This window comes from Metabacillus sp. FJAT-52054 (assembly GCF_037201815.1).
GTDB lineage: Bacteria > Bacillota > Bacilli > Bacillales > Bacillaceae > Metabacillus_B > Metabacillus_B sediminis.
Genome location: NZ_CP147407.1, coordinates 3,225,815 through 3,240,209, shown reverse-complemented (window position 1 = coordinate 3,240,209; position 14,395 = coordinate 3,225,815). Strand labels below are relative to the sequence as shown.

Genomic DNA, 14,395 nt, shown 5'->3' with positions numbered 1-14,395 from the left:
GGAGTGTCATAAATGAAACGCATCTGGTGGAAAGAAGCGGTAGCCTATCAAATTTATCCGCGCAGCTTCATGGATTCAAATGGTGATGGAATTGGAGATATTAAAGGAATCATTTCAAAATTGGATTATTTGCAGGATCTTGGAATCGATGTCATATGGATTTGTCCGATTTTTAAGTCTCCAAATGCAGATAATGGATATGATATTAGTGACTATCAGGATATTATGGAAGACTTCGGAACAATGGAGGATTTCGATTTGCTCCTCAAAGAGGTTCATGCACGCGGTATGAAATTGATTCTGGATCTTGTAGTGAATCACTCAAGTGATGAGCATCCTTGGTTTATTGAGTCCCGTTCTTCTAAAGATAATCCAAAGAGAGATTGGTATATTTGGAGAGACGGCAAAGATGGCAAGGAACCGAACAACTGGGAAAGTATTTTCAGCGGGTCCTCATGGGAGCTTGATGAAAAGACCGGTCAATACTATTTGCACGTTTTTGCTGCGAAACAGCCTGATCTGAACTGGAAAAATAAAGACATGCGCACGGCTGTATACGATATGATCAATTGGTGGCTGGATAAAGGAATTGACGGCTTCCGTGTAGATGCAATCTCGCACATCAATAAAAAAGAAAACTTCCCGGATCTGCCAAACCCGCATGGACTTGATTATGTATCTTCATTTGACTACCACATGAACGTAGATGGAATCATGGAGTATTTAACTGAGCTGAAAGCGCAAACGTTTGCGCGTTATGACATCATGACAGTTGGAGAAGCAAACGGTGTAAAGCTGTCTCAGGCTGAAGAATGGGTTGGAGATGAAGATGGAATCTTCAACATGATCTTCCAATTTGAGCACCTTGGTCTTTGGGATAATGGAACAGAGGGACATGTAGATCTTGTCGAATTGAAAAAGACATTAACCAAATGGCAAAAGGGTCTTGAAGGAAACGGCTGGAACGCTCTTTTCCTTGAAAATCATGATCAGCCGCGTTCTGTTTCCACATGGGGAAATGATACAGAATATTTGACGGAGAGCGCAAAGTCTCTTGCTGCGATGTACTTTTTAATGCAGGGAACTCCTTTTATTTATCAAGGCCAGGAACTCGGTATGACGAATGTCCGATTCCCATCCATTGACGACTATGATGATGTAGCTATGAAAAACCTTTACAAGTTTGAAACGGCCAAAGGACGTCCTCACCAGGAAATCATGGAAATCATCTGGCTGAAGGGACGGGACAATTCCCGGACTCCAATGCAATGGAATAACGAAGATAATGGCGGTTTTACTGCAGGTACTCCGTGGTTTGGAGTGAACGAAAACTATGACACCATTAATGTTGAAAAACAAATGGCGGATCCGGATTCTGTATATCACTTTTTCAAAGACTTGATTAAAATCCGAAAAGAAAATGAGGTATTTGTATACGGTGACTACGATCTAATCTTGCCGGAAGACAAACAGATTTATGCGTATACTCGAACACTGGGATCTCAAAAAGCGCTTATTATCAGCAATATCAGCTCTAAACCCGCTTTCTATCAATACAGCGCCCTGCCGCTGTCAAGCGAAGCTCTTCTGATTTCCAACTATGAGTGCGCACTCCATAAACACATGACATCAGAAACACTGAAACCTTACGAAACTCGCGTCTATCTTTTTGCGGAATAAAATGGTATATTCGACCTAGTTCGACGCCGTTTTTATTTTCAGAGGATATAACGGCTCATTAAGCAAATGGATTTCATTTGCTTTATGGGCCTTTTTTTATTCACCTTAATCCTCACGCTTTAAAATGGAAATATAGGTAAAATAAAGTGGATCTTGAAACAATAGGAGTATCTCAATGGAAAAATATAAAGCAAAATTGCTTGAAAATATCCGGAAGCAGCTTCAGAGCTGGTATAAGGGAACGGAAGAAATCAATGGAAAAGAGCTGTATAAATTCCTTCATTCTCTGGCCGGAACAGCACCGACAATCGGTATGCAGAAAATTGGGGATGCAGCAAATCTGCTCATGAAAAGATATATGGAGATTCCGGGGGAAATGTGGTCAACAGAAGCCATCCAGCAATTTCTTTCTCCATTACTGGCAGTTGCATACGATGAAGATTCAGTCGATTTTACAGGAGAAGCCCTTTCCAAAAAGTATGCTCCTGAAGAGAAAGACCTTATTATGCTCATAGATGATGACCCGACTCTCCTAATCTATTTAAAAGACGAATTGGAGAATGAAGGATTTACAGTTATGGCTTTTACTGAAGGGAAAAAAGCATTAAAGGCTTTCTTTGATCTGGATGCTTCCTGTGTCATTATCGATATTCATATGCAGGAGAAAAGTGGACTGGATATTCTGGAAGAATTCAAAAGGTACACCAATTTCCGGTTTATTCCGGCTGTCATGATCAGTGTTGATGATACTAAGGAAACGAGAATGAAAAGCTACCAGCTGGATGCGGACGATTTTATTCCTAAGCCATTTGATTTGGATGAATTAATCGTACGGGTGAGAAGACTTGTTACGAAGAAAAAGAACATGAAGGAACTGATTATGCTTGATGAACTGACCCGTGTTTACACGAGAAAGCATTTAAGTCCATCTTTTCTTCGTATCGCTCAGCAAATGGATCGGGAGCATCAGCCCTTCAGTGCAGCAATGATTGATCTGGATCATTTTAAATCCATAAATGATACATACGGCCATCTTACAGGAGACCGGGTCCTGGCCGGGTTTGCGAATCTGCTCAAGCAAAATCTTCGCACTGGTGATCTTGCATTTCGGTATGGGGGGGAAGAATTTCTCGTTTTATTTCCAAGGACTGATGTAAATACGGCCAAACAGGTTTTGAATAGGATTCTTAATCGCTTCATGGAACACCCATTTGAATCAGATGGTGAATCATTCCGAGTCTCCTTTTCAGCAGGGGTCTCGGCAGCGTGCTTAGCGGAGGGACTTGAAAATACGGTCAAGGCTGCAGACCATGCTTTGTATAAAGCAAAACAAACAGGACGTGCAAAAATTACAGCGGTTGAAGCTCTGGGTCCTGTAGAAGCTATGCGTAAAAATCTGCGTTTTGCCATCGTTGATGATGACCCGATTATTCGGACGATTCTTCAAGATCTATTCCAAAGCAGCAGCTTAAATGAAAAGTTCCTTTTAAATGTCCAAACCTTTGAAGACGGATTGCAATTTCTTCAGTCAGACTGGCATCTTAAAGATCCACACTCCTTCTCCTTCATTGTCCTGGATGGTATGATGCCTGAAATGGATGGGATTGAAGTGCTGAAGGTTATTCGGAGTCTAGAGCATCAAGAACAGTTCACGGTCGTTATGCTAACAAACAGGACCAGTGAAGAGGATATTACAACCGCCTTGAAGCTGGGAGCGGATGATTACGTAACAAAGCCGTTTAAACTAGCAGAAATCGAATCTAGAATCTTTCACCTTATTAAGAAAATCAGCAGCTAAGGAATAAAGGTAAAGAATGAGCCTTCTTAGGCCGATAAATAGGAAGAAAACACAAAGCGGCTATATGCAGCTAAGGGGGATTAATGATGGCTCGCCTTTTACTTGCTGAGGATGAAGAGGTTTTACGGATGCTCGTATCTGACACATTGGAAGATGACGGACATGAAATCGATGAGGCTAGTGACGGAGAAGAAGCACTGAATAAAATAATGGCTCATGATTACGATTTAATCGTGCTTGATTATATGATGCCGGTCTTTACGGGTCTTGAAGTCATTGAAAAAGTCAGAGCTATACCCGAAAAGAAACATTCCAGGATACTAATGCTCAGTGCAAAAAGCCAGGTATCAGATCAGCGGGCGGCAATGGAAGCGGGAGCCGATTACTTTATGGCAAAGCCATTCAGCCCAATCCAGCTGTCTGAAAAAATAGAGGAGATCTTGAAATAGAATGAAGAAAAGTCTCACCAGGCAATTCAGTTTTTTGACCATTTCCATTCTGATTATATGCGTTTCCCTATTTGCATTTTTTTTAATCAATCAAAACAGAGAAGCTTCATTGTTCAGTGAAAACAATAAAGCGCTAAATAAAAAAGAAAACCTGGCCATTGAATTGGATTATGGTTTTAATTTGGCCATCTCCGAGTTCCGGGCTTACTTCGCCTTTGGGAACGAGGGGTCAGAATCCACCTATAAAAGCAATGCAGCAAAACAGCAGGAGGAAGTCCGGCTGACATTAGAAAAACTTGAAAAATGTGCAAGTGAAAAAGAAGATCTGGCTTTTTATCAGGCAGCACAAGCTTTCTATCAATATTATTTTGAAGAGGCAACTCCAAAAGCGGTTAAACTCTATGAGTCCGGTGACCGTAATGGCGTAGCCAAGCTAGCCATTCAGGGCGGAGGTTCTGAAAACGTCAGGAAATTCCAGGAAAGCATGAAAAATTACCGTGTCAGTCTGGACCGGAAACTTGAAGAAAATGAACAGCTTTATACAAAAGGACTGCAAAATAGACAGATCAGCTTTTCTATTCTGCTCATTCTGCTGCTTGGAGGCATGTCTTTCCTGATCAGAATGTTAACAAGAAGAATCAGCAAGCCTTTAGTTGAGCTTACCGCAGCGGCGAGCAACATAGCTTCGGGAAGGGAAGTGCTGTTTGAAAACCGTACGAGCCGGGATGACGAGCTGGGTGTCCTTCATCAGGCATTTGAACGGATGAGCTACAGCATCCATGAAAAAGAGCAGGATTTAAGCGCTCAAAACGAAGAACTCGTTGCCCAGCAGGATGAGCTCCAGGCTCAGCAGGCTGAGCTTGAGGAAGTGCTTGAGCAAATGAGGGACAGGGAAAATCAGCTGGAGCTCCGGAATGAATTGATTAATGGCATTTCAAATACGCTTGATAAAAAAGAGCTGCTGAAGAGCATCATTGCCACACTTGCACCGATTGCGCGAGCAGACAAAGCGATGATTGTTCTTATGAATTATAGGGAGCATGCTTCTGCAGGTGTAGAGGACTTGGAGGCTGAGCAATTTCTGCAAAATCTTCATTCAGGTTTTACAAAAAAGTTAGTAGAAAACCGAACACCCTTTACAGTGACAAGAGAAATGATCGCATCTGAAAAGGGTTATCACCAATCCCTCATGTACTGCTTCGATTTGTTTTTACCTGTGTTTTCTTCAGCTGGAGATCTTGAAGCCGTCCTTCTTTTCACAAGGTATTCAGGAGATTTTTCTCAGGACGAAATCAATAACTATATGACACTTGTAAAAAACATTTCGATTTCACTGGAAAAAATTAAACTGTACGAGCAGACAGCGGAAGAGAGACAGCTGAACAGGGATATAATGAATACGGTCCATGAAGGCATCCAGCTTGTTGATACCAGGGGAACCATTCTTTTAATGAACAAAACCATGCATGAACTGATCCGGGATTGGGAGGAAAAGCCGTCAGAGAAAACACCATTTACTAAATGGATGGCAGCATTTGAACCAAACATTAAGGATCAAGCGGAATTTAGGACCTTTTTTCAAAAGGCAGTCTTTGCAGAAGTAAAAGACCAAGAGCTTGAATCCTTCCATTACCAGCTTCGGGGAGATTCGGGAACGCAGGTCATTAAAGTATATGTAGAGCCCCTTTACCGAATGGACCATCGAATAGGAACCGTAATCGTTCACCGCGATATTACTCATGAGTACGAAGTGGATAAAATGAAATCAGAGTTCGTCAGCACGGTTAGCCATGAACTTCGAACACCGCTTGCAAGCGTACTCGGGTTTACAGAGCTGATGCTGCATAAAGAACTCAAACCAGAACGCCAGAAAAAATATTTAACGACGATTTTCCAGGAAGCAAAGCGTCTCACATCCTTAATAAATGACTTTTTGGATGTCCAGCGTATGGAAGCCGGAAAACAAACCTATGAAAAGAAATACGATGACTTGTTTCCCCTTCTGCAGCAGCTTGCTGAATTGCAGCAAATTCACGCCGCTCAGCATCTGATAAAACTGGAACGAATGACAGAGCAAACGCTGGTGCTTGGAGACAAGGATAAACTATCACAGGTATTCAGCAATCTGATCAGCAACGCAATCAAATATTCTCCTAATGGAGGAAATATTGAAATTCTTGTCTATGAAGAGGAACAGTACTTGAATATCTCCGTCAAAGATGAAGGACTGGGGATTCCTCCGGAAGCGATGGATAAATTATTCAATAAGTTCTACAGAGTCGATAACTCCGATCGCCGAAGAATCGGCGGAACAGGTCTTGGGCTTGCAATTGTAAAAGAAATTGTCAAAGCCCATGAAGGAATGATCAGTGTTCAATCTGAGCTAGGAAAAGGCAGTGTATTCACAGTGCGCCTCCCGCTTGTTATCCAAATGGTAAATGAATCTGCGGAGGAAACTTCATCAGATCATACTTACACCAATGTCATTATTATTGAAGATGACTTGAATCTGGCGAATCTGCTGAAGACCGAGCTAGAGGAGAGCCATCTAAAGGTTGAAATATTTACAAACGGAAAAGAAGCATTGCATCAAATCAGAGAGCAGCGTCCAGATGCCGTCGTTTTGGATATTATGCTCGATGACCCGTCCTACACCGGATGGGATGTGCTTGAAGAAGTAAAGGGATGTGAAAAGTTGAAACAGGTGCCGATCTTCATTTCATCGGCCCTTGAAGAGAAAGAAAAAGGAATTCAGCTTGGGGCAAGCGATTATCTAGTTAAGCCCTATCAGCCGAGCCTTTTATCAAAACTCATTCTTCAAACCCTCCTGCAGCGGGACTTGAATGGACAAATATTAATTCCGGCAAGCGAAATGGATTAATTGGAAAGACACTCGATTATGTGGCGGGTGTCTTTTTCTTGGCTACAAATAAGTTTGGTTTTGGCTGATTTCCGCTGCAGGATACTCCCTTTCCGCGGGGCGGGCGGTGAGCCTCCGCGGCGCAAGCGCCTGCGGGGTCTCACCTGTCCCGCTGCTCCCGCAGGAGTGTCGCACCTTCCGCTCCAATCAGCCTAACCCATAATTGTTCGAATTACTTTTTTAAAAGCTCTGTTAAACTTGGCTGTTGATTTCCCTTGCAGGCGTTCGCTTATCCTTTGGGGGCGGTGAGCCTCATGCCTTCCGCTCCAATTAATAGGGGTTAAAAATCAGCATAATTCTTGCTTTAACATAGCCATATTTAAAAAACCCCCGGAATGGCCATACAGAATCCCAGGGGTGAGGACAATTTAAATCATTTTCTCTGAGCAGGACTTATTAGACAGCAAGGTGTTCCGAAGCACCTTTTAACATCTGTTCCCATTCTTCTTGAATGATAAAAAAGCGTGGATTAAACAACCATCCATTTTCAAACGGGTGATTACCTGAATATTAACAATAAGGTATAGGGATATAATTCCAATTGCAGAAGCGTATGATAAACTTCAATTAAATGAAGCTGAAAGTGGTGGGGGAAATAGATAATCACAAGTTTAATGAGTTCATTAAAATTTCCAAAAAACTAAATGAAATTGAGGTTATTCCGTTGTTAATGGGATCGGTTGGTTTAGAAGTGATTACGGGGGAGAGCTGGGATGCTCAAGACATAGACATTCATGTACCAGGCGATAAAAGAGGATGGGAAGTGCCGCCGGAACGATCTATACATAACTGGATGGATATTGTGAAAATCATGACCTTAATGGAGTACAGCCTAATTGACTTGCATGAGCACGGGTTCTATAAAGAGGGATTATCAGTTGAATTTGGTATTATCGACACTTTACCAAATTTCGCAGGGGTACAATTAGAAGATTTAGAAATACATCAAATGGGGAACGCAAAGTATTATTTACTAAATCCTTCGCAGTATTTGAATGTTTACAAATCTTCTTCAAAGGATAGTTACCGGGCAGACAAAAATAATTATAAAGATTTAAGAAAAATAGATTACTTAAAAAATATGATAGGCTATGTTTAAATTTCACATGATTATTTTGGTGATATTTGGTAATATATAATTAGAGATGTAAAGAGAGGGGAATCTGTTCATATGTGGAATGCCTTGAAATGATCGTTAATTAGATAGAGACAATTGCAGTCCTTTGCTTTAAGGATGCGTTTATTTGTCGATCTTAAATCATTCAAGGGACACATGGTGTGGACAATTATATTCCAAATGCCGAGCAGATACCTTTGTATATCTGCTTTTATTTTTGGGTGAATTCATCTCTATTGACACAATCATACAGTCCCTAAATTGGGGGAATTTTAATGGATAGTCAGTACGGCAGCGAAGAAAAGCTAACAGGAGGGAATGTCTCCAGCGTATATCGGCTGGGGCTTACTGTTCGACGAGAATTAAAGCCTGATAGTGTAAAAGTTCATACATTGCTCAATCACCTTGAAAGCAAAGGCTTGAACGGTGTGCCAAAGTTTCTGGGTATTGATGAAAAAGGCAGAGAGATTTTATCCTTTATTGAAGGAGAAGCCGGGAATTATCCGTTAAAGAAATATATGTGGTCGGATGAGGCTTTAAAAGAAATTGCAAAGATGCTTCGCCGCTATCATGATGCGGTAAGTGACTTTCCGATAAAAGAATCCTGGCAGCCTATCGATAACACCCCGCAGCCCTTTGAGGTGATGTGCCATAATGACTTTGCCATCTATAACATTATTTTTCGTCAAGAAAAACCAACAGGTGTGATTGACTTCGATCTGGCTGCTCCTGGTCCTAGACTTTGGGATATCGCCTATACTCTTTACACGTGCGTCCCTTTAAGCAGATTGCATCATACGGAAGCTGGTGAGGCCGTTTATTACGACCCGCTAAAGGATAGTGAACGGATAAAACATAGAATTGAGAAATTTTTTGATTCCTATGGCATAGAGGGAATGAAAACAGGGTTTTTAAAGATGGTATTGCTGCGAGTAGAAGGATTATGTAAAACCATGCAAAGGAAAGCCAAAGAAGGCGATATGGCGTTCCAAAAAATGATTGATGAAGGACATTATCAACATTATCAAGAGGACCTTCAATTCATTCGTGATTATGGAAAAGAGTGGGTTTAAGAGTGGGATTTTGTTGAACTAACGGATTTAAAGTAGGTATAGGAGTAAGCATGAGGGATCTTGATTCTGTATGTTTATCTCAAGGATGTTTTGAACTAAGTTCTTTGAAAAATAATAGGTTTGGCTGATTTCCGCTGCAGGATACTCCCTTTCCGCGGAAAGCGAGTCCTGCTGCGGAAATCAGCCATACTCATTCCAATTTGAAGCTATCAATTAATAATAGTTTCCGTTTAAACATTCTCCCACTGTGATATTAAATAAACAATGAGTAGTTTAAAACTTGGAAAAGGAGTTTTCTCATGATCACTCATACAATAGAGACAAGGGAGCACGATGAATTTAAAGAGATTACAGAGCTTGTTCAGGAGGAGGTAACCAAGTCCGGCACGAAATCTGGCTTTGTCTTTGTCTACTGCCCTCATACGACAGCCGGAATCACCATCAATGAAAATGCCGATCCCGATGTAAAAAGAGACATGATTGAAAGATTCAATGCCGTATTCCCTTGGGAAATGGATTCAGACCGCCATATGGAAGGAAATACAGCAGCTCACATGAAAGCAAGTACCGTCGGAGCATCCGAGCAAATCATGATAGCAGACGGCCGTCTCGTACTTGGAAGATGGCAGGGAATTTATTTTTGCGAGTTTGATGGTCCGAGAACCCGCAGGATTTTCATAAAAATAACTAGTGATTAATTGTTTCCAGCACATTCACACTTGAATCCTGTACAGAGTGTTTTACACTTGAGAGGGTGATGAATTTGGAGATTGTGGATTATTCCTATAAAAAAAGAGGAAATGTTGAGTTTGTTTTTTCCCCATTTCCTCATTCCAGAGTTCTTCTTTGTCCGATAAAAAATTACTTCTTTGTCCGGTATGTAAAATGGGATGACCGGGATCCCATTGTGGAGCGGGCCGATTTGGAGCACATGGAGTGGCTCGTAAACAAGCACTTCGGATTAGAAGCCTGGTACAAGCGGAGAAGGGCCTTTAAGCAGCCCGCAGAGCCTGAATAGACGGCTTATAATGCGGATGTTGAGCTCCCAATCCTTGAAACAATTGCTCTATTTTGATAATAAACAGGCAATCCGCTGTTTGCCGGGCTGAAAAAGTACAAATATTTATAGTCCGGCCTGGTTGTCTGTGAAAGAAGATAGGCAGAACGCTTTGACCATGGATACCGGTATCCATTCAGGCTTTTGATTACCGCGTCTGCATCTTTGATCCCCATCCCATGTCCAAAATACTCTTTATTCCCCATCATGATGGTGTTTTCACCCCTCCATTGAGGATATTGGGCGTCGAAATCCGGGTTATTGAAGTAAAGGCAATCCCCCGGGATAAAATCATTTCCGCGCTGAGTACGGATGTTTAGATCCTCATCATGCCGCCAATCCCTTAATACGATGCCTCTGAATAAACGATCAAATGCCTGGGCACCAAGGCTGTCGAGGGCTGCTTTATAAAATAAAATCACAATAGCCGTAGCGCATTCGAATGCGTAAAAGCGGCCATTCCTAAAAATATCCTGAATTCCCGCCGAAGAAGGAACCCCCTGCCTTAAGATAAAGGCTCCCCTCTCAGTCAAAATCCATAAAGCCGGATTACACATTGACGTTTCAAAAGTAGCAAATTCGGCACCGCTATACGTTAATGCTCTCGCAGCCTCAATGACCTTGCTTCTCATATTTAACTCAAACGAAAATTGTTCCAAACTTACAAATACATACTTTTCTTCGTATTTATCCATATTTAAGATCATTTCTTTTTGAACAGATGTTTTCGCTTCTTTTTTTAGTTTGCTGTAATCCATTTCCTTGTTCTGAATGATAATCAAGAGAGTTCCTCCCCACCAGGCATATAGTTAAGTCTATGCCGGGGATGGGCGAAAGGATTATTGATTTCAGAATGCGGAATCATTCATATTTACCTTTGAGGCACAGTTTTTGAAATACATCTTACATGACAAGCCAGAAAAAATCATATAAGATAAGGAAGTCGAAAAATATCCCTACTTAATTCATTGGAATTATCGTATTATTATGGCGGGAGAAAAAATAAGGAGGAATTTAGTGTGGGTTTTGTAATCTTAAATATTGTTTTGCTGCTGCTCATCATAGCAGGTCTTTTTTACATGCAAAAAAAGCATGTCTCATTTTCTAAACGGGTGTTTACCGCATTAGGAATCGGAATTGTGTTCGGATATGCCCTGCAGGCCGCATATGGCGCTGAATCGGAAGCGCTTATATCCTCCATAGACTGGTTTGGCATAGTGGGGGACGGTTATGTAAAGCTTCTTCAAATGGTTGTTATGCCCCTTGTGTTTATATCCATTGTTGCTGCTTTTACCAGGCTGAAACTGTCAGCGAATATCGGGAAAATCAGCGGACTAATTTTAGCCGTTTTATTAGGAACAACGGCTATCTCAGCTGCTGTCGGAATTACTTCAGCTGCAGGCTTCGGACTGGAAGCCATTCAAATTGATCAAGGTGACGCAGAAAAAGAAAGAGCGGCGCAGATCGAAGAAAAATTCAGTGAAATCGAAGGACAGACATTTCCTCAGAAGGTAGTTGAATTGCTGCCGGCAAATCCATTTCTTGATCTGACGGGTGAACGTCCTTCTTCAACGATTGCTGTCGTTATTTTTGCGGCCTTCATAGGAATTGCTTTCCTTGGAGTGAAAAGGAAGCAGCCAGAACAGGCTGAAATGTTTTCAAAAATCGTTGACGCTGTTTATGCAATTGTCATGAGGATTGTAACACTGATCTTGCGTTTGACTCCGTATGGAGTACTTGCCATTATGACTTCGACAGTGGCGCTAAGCGATTTTGATTCAATTTTAAAACTGGGTAAATTCGTCATTGCATCATATATAGCGCTAGCAGTCATGTTTATCATTCATTTGCTTATTATTTCTATTTCAGGATTGAACCCGATTCTTTATGTGAAAAAAATAATACCTGTATTATCGTTTGCCTTCACATCCAGATCAAGTGCAGGTACACTGCCGCTCAATGTAAGCACGCAGACTAAAAAGCTGGGAGTGCCAGAAGGAATCGCGAACTTCACCGGGTCTTTCGGCCTTACAATTGGCCAAAACGGCTGTGCAGGGATTTATCCAGCGATGCTCGCAGTCATGATTGCTCCGACACAGAATATCAACCCTCTTGATCCGGCATTTATTCTAACGCTGATCGTCGTTGTAGTAATTAGCTCCTTTGGAGTAGCGGGAGTGGGAGGCGGAGCAACATTCGCTGCCATTCTGGTCCTGTCCACAATGAACTTGCCGGTTGCTTTAGCAGGTCTGCTCATCTCTGTGGAACCTCTGATTGATATGGGGAGAACCGCTTTAAACGTTAGCGGAAGCATGACAGCAGGGATTGTAACAAGCCGCGTAACGAAGGAACTGGATACAGAAACGTATAATAACCGGCATGCTGAAAACGCAGAGGCTTATTAAATCCTGCTGGAAAGTACGAGAAGACATCTTTAGAAACAACCCCCTCCTTTAAGCAGACAAACAGTTCCTCGTGATACAATAGCATGGAACAAAGTTCTGCTAATCCGAGGAGGGAATTATATGTTTGCAACAGTTAAAGATTTTTTAAACGAATGGCAACAGGAGTCTTTGTTAACCCAAAAAACACTGGATGTGCTGACAGATGAATCACTAGGCCAGGAAGTTTCGCCGGAACTCTACAGCATCGGTAGCGTTGCTTGGCACATTACTGGATCTGTTTACTATTTTCCTTCACAAATTGGAGTAGAATTTGAGCATCCTGATCTCCAAAAAAAAGCACCTGAATCCGCTGCTGAAATTAAAGAGACTTACATAACACTCAGCCAGCGCTTAGCAGAAGCATTGCCGGACCAGGTCACGGACGAGAGAATGCACGAAGTGGTTGATCTTTTTGGATATAAGCTTCCTGTACAAGGTGTACTTCGTTTACTTATCCAGCATCAGGCACATCACCGTGCACAGCTGACCGTACTTATGAGACTTGCTGGATTGAAGGTCCCTGGAATTTATGGACCAAGCAAGGAAGAATGGGAAGCAATGAATGCGCAAAGAAGCTAATATGTGAAAACTTTTGAAAAGCCGGGTTCACTCCCGGCTTTTTTCTATGCTTATAAATCGGATAAAGCGTCTGATGCTTGTTAATACAGCAATTATGATGAAAAAGTGTTTCAACATTTCCGGTAAGGGAAAGGATAAGTAGCATATTAAATAAGGAGTGTTTCAGATGTCCGAGAAAAATCATATGATTGACCGAACAGGCGATGTAGATCCAGGTAAAATTGAAGACGTAGTCAGCCGGATCGGTGTAGATAAACAGGAAGAAATCCTTGAAAACTTTGATGGCTTCAAAAAGTATTTAAGGGAAAAAGTAGATGTAGGCAAAAAAATAGGCTTGAGCGAGGAGCAGCTGGCGAAAACGACTGAGCGAGTCGCCAATTATCTGGCAGATCACGTAAACCCGAAAAACCGGGAAGAGTATCTGCTGCAGGAGCTTTGGAAATCGGGGGATAAACAGCAGCAGCACGCATTAGCTCATATGCTTTTAAACATGGTGGAGAAAGAATAGTAAACGAAAAAAGTACTTCCTGACGCGGAAGTACTTTTTTTCTGGATGAATTCTTTTAAGAGTTGATCGCCTTTACAAAAGCAATGGCAGCCGATTTACTGCTTTGAGGGTTTTGGCCGGTAACAAACCGCGTGTCAGCGACGACATGATCTGAATAGGCAGCTGCTCCCTCAAATTGCGCACCCTGCTCTCTCAGTTTGGATTCAAGCAGGAATGGCATTAAGGAATCAAGTCCTGTCTGCTGTTCTTCCTCATTTGTAAAGCCTGTTAAGCTGACTCCGTCGACAAGCCATTTGCCGTTTGATAGCTTCGTTCCGACAAATCCTGCCGGCCCATGGCAAACAGCGCCAATTACTTTATTATTTTCAGCAAAATAGGCAAGAGCTTTTTGAAGAGCAGGATCTTCCGGAAGATCAAACATCGTTCCATGGCCTCCAGGCAGGAAGATCCCGTTGAAATCCTGCGGGTTCAGTGCAGAAAGCACTTCCGTATTTTGAAGCATAGCGATGGCATCATCCCATTCATCCGGAGGCGTTCCTTCCACGCTATTAGGGTCAATAGGAATTCTTCCTCCCTTAGGACTCGCTGCTCTAACTTGAAACCCGCTATTTACAAATTCATTATAGGGCTCTGCAAATTCACCAAGCCATAAGCCTGTTTCATGCTCTTTATCAATCTCGCTTGAGTTAGTTAATACCATTAAAATCTTTTTCATGTCATTTATCCCTCCCAGGGTTTTCAGTACATTGTATATTTAACCTATATAGGTG

13 protein-coding genes are annotated in these 14,395 nt (G+C 41.9%); 11 read left to right on the top strand and 2 right to left on the bottom strand.

All coding sequences use genetic code 11. The features are described from left to right. The first annotated feature begins 12 nt into the window (after nucleotides 1–12). The 8 genes from WCV65_RS16875 (at nucleotide 13) to WCV65_RS16840 (ending at nucleotide 10,055) form a co-directional block, all read left to right on the top strand. Nucleotides 13–1,680 (top strand): alpha-glucosidase, encoded by a 1,668-nt coding sequence (locus tag WCV65_RS16875; protein WP_338778064.1) that lies wholly within the window; start codon nucleotides 13–15, stop codon nucleotides 1,678–1,680. Between the two features lie 175 nt (nucleotides 1,681–1,855). Continuing rightward, on the top strand, nucleotides 1,856–3,478 hold the full coding sequence (locus WCV65_RS16870) for a response regulator (protein ID WP_338778062.1): 1,623 nt from the start codon (nucleotides 1,856–1,858) through the stop codon (nucleotides 3,476–3,478). An 86-nt stretch (nucleotides 3,479–3,564) separates the two neighbouring features. Further along, nucleotides 3,565–3,927, top strand: coding sequence for a response regulator (locus tag WCV65_RS16865; RefSeq protein WP_035412351.1), 363 nt, complete (start codon nucleotides 3,565–3,567; stop codon nucleotides 3,925–3,927). 1 nt (nucleotide 3,928) lies between these two features. Further along, nucleotides 3,929–6,808, top strand: a complete 2,880-nt coding sequence (locus tag WCV65_RS16860; RefSeq protein ID WP_338778060.1) for an ATP-binding protein — start codon at nucleotides 3,929–3,931, stop codon at nucleotides 6,806–6,808. A gap of 634 nt (nucleotides 6,809–7,442) precedes the next feature. Further along, entirely contained in the window at nucleotides 7,443–7,946 is a 504-nt protein-coding gene (locus WCV65_RS16855; RefSeq protein ID WP_338782336.1) for a phosphoribosylanthranilate isomerase, read from the top strand. Nucleotides 7,947–8,239: 293 nt separating this feature from the next. Beyond that, complete coding sequence (locus tag WCV65_RS16850) at nucleotides 8,240–9,037, top strand: phosphotransferase (RefSeq protein ID WP_338778058.1); 798 nt, start codon at nucleotides 8,240–8,242, stop codon at nucleotides 9,035–9,037. A gap of 299 nt (nucleotides 9,038–9,336) precedes the next feature. Then, nucleotides 9,337–9,735, top strand: a complete 399-nt coding sequence (locus tag WCV65_RS16845; RefSeq protein WP_035412342.1) for a secondary thiamine-phosphate synthase enzyme YjbQ — start codon at nucleotides 9,337–9,339, stop codon at nucleotides 9,733–9,735. 65 nt (nucleotides 9,736–9,800) lie between these two features. After that, complete coding sequence (locus WCV65_RS16840; RefSeq protein ID WP_035412339.1) at nucleotides 9,801–10,055, top strand: hypothetical protein; 255 nt, start codon at nucleotides 9,801–9,803, stop codon at nucleotides 10,053–10,055. Nucleotides 10,056–10,060: 5 nt separating this feature from the next. Here the strand turns inward: WCV65_RS16840 and WCV65_RS16835 are convergent, their stop codons facing one another. Then, complete coding sequence (locus tag WCV65_RS16835; RefSeq protein WP_035412337.1) at nucleotides 10,061–10,876, bottom strand: protein-glutamine gamma-glutamyltransferase; 816 nt, start codon at nucleotides 10,874–10,876, stop codon at nucleotides 10,061–10,063. 237 nt (nucleotides 10,877–11,113) lie between these two features. Between WCV65_RS16835 and WCV65_RS16830 the strand changes: the two genes are divergently transcribed. The 3 genes from WCV65_RS16830 to WCV65_RS16820 all read left to right on the top strand — a co-directional run bounded on the left by WCV65_RS16830 (nucleotide 11,114) and on the right by WCV65_RS16820 (nucleotide 13,625). Further along, nucleotides 11,114–12,499 carry an L-cystine transporter gene (locus WCV65_RS16830; protein ID WP_338778053.1) on the top strand — a complete coding sequence of 462 codons (1,386 nt, stop codon included), beginning with the start codon at nucleotides 11,114–11,116 and terminating at the stop codon, nucleotides 12,497–12,499. 120 nt (nucleotides 12,500–12,619) lie between these two features. Next, nucleotides 12,620–13,117: a DinB family protein gene (locus WCV65_RS16825; protein ID WP_338778051.1), complete on the top strand. Its 498-nt coding sequence runs from the start codon at nucleotides 12,620–12,622 to the stop codon at nucleotides 13,115–13,117. A gap of 166 nt (nucleotides 13,118–13,283) precedes the next feature. Then, entirely contained in the window at nucleotides 13,284–13,625 is a 342-nt protein-coding gene (locus WCV65_RS16820) for a DUF3243 domain-containing protein (protein ID WP_338778049.1), read from the top strand. A 55-nt stretch (nucleotides 13,626–13,680) separates the two neighbouring features. Here WCV65_RS16820 and WCV65_RS16815 read toward each other — a convergent pair whose 3' ends face one another. Then, on the bottom strand, nucleotides 13,681–14,340 hold the full coding sequence (locus WCV65_RS16815) for a type 1 glutamine amidotransferase domain-containing protein (RefSeq protein ID WP_338778047.1): 660 nt from the start codon (nucleotides 14,338–14,340) through the stop codon (nucleotides 13,681–13,683). Nucleotides 14,341–14,395 lie beyond the last annotated feature (55 nt).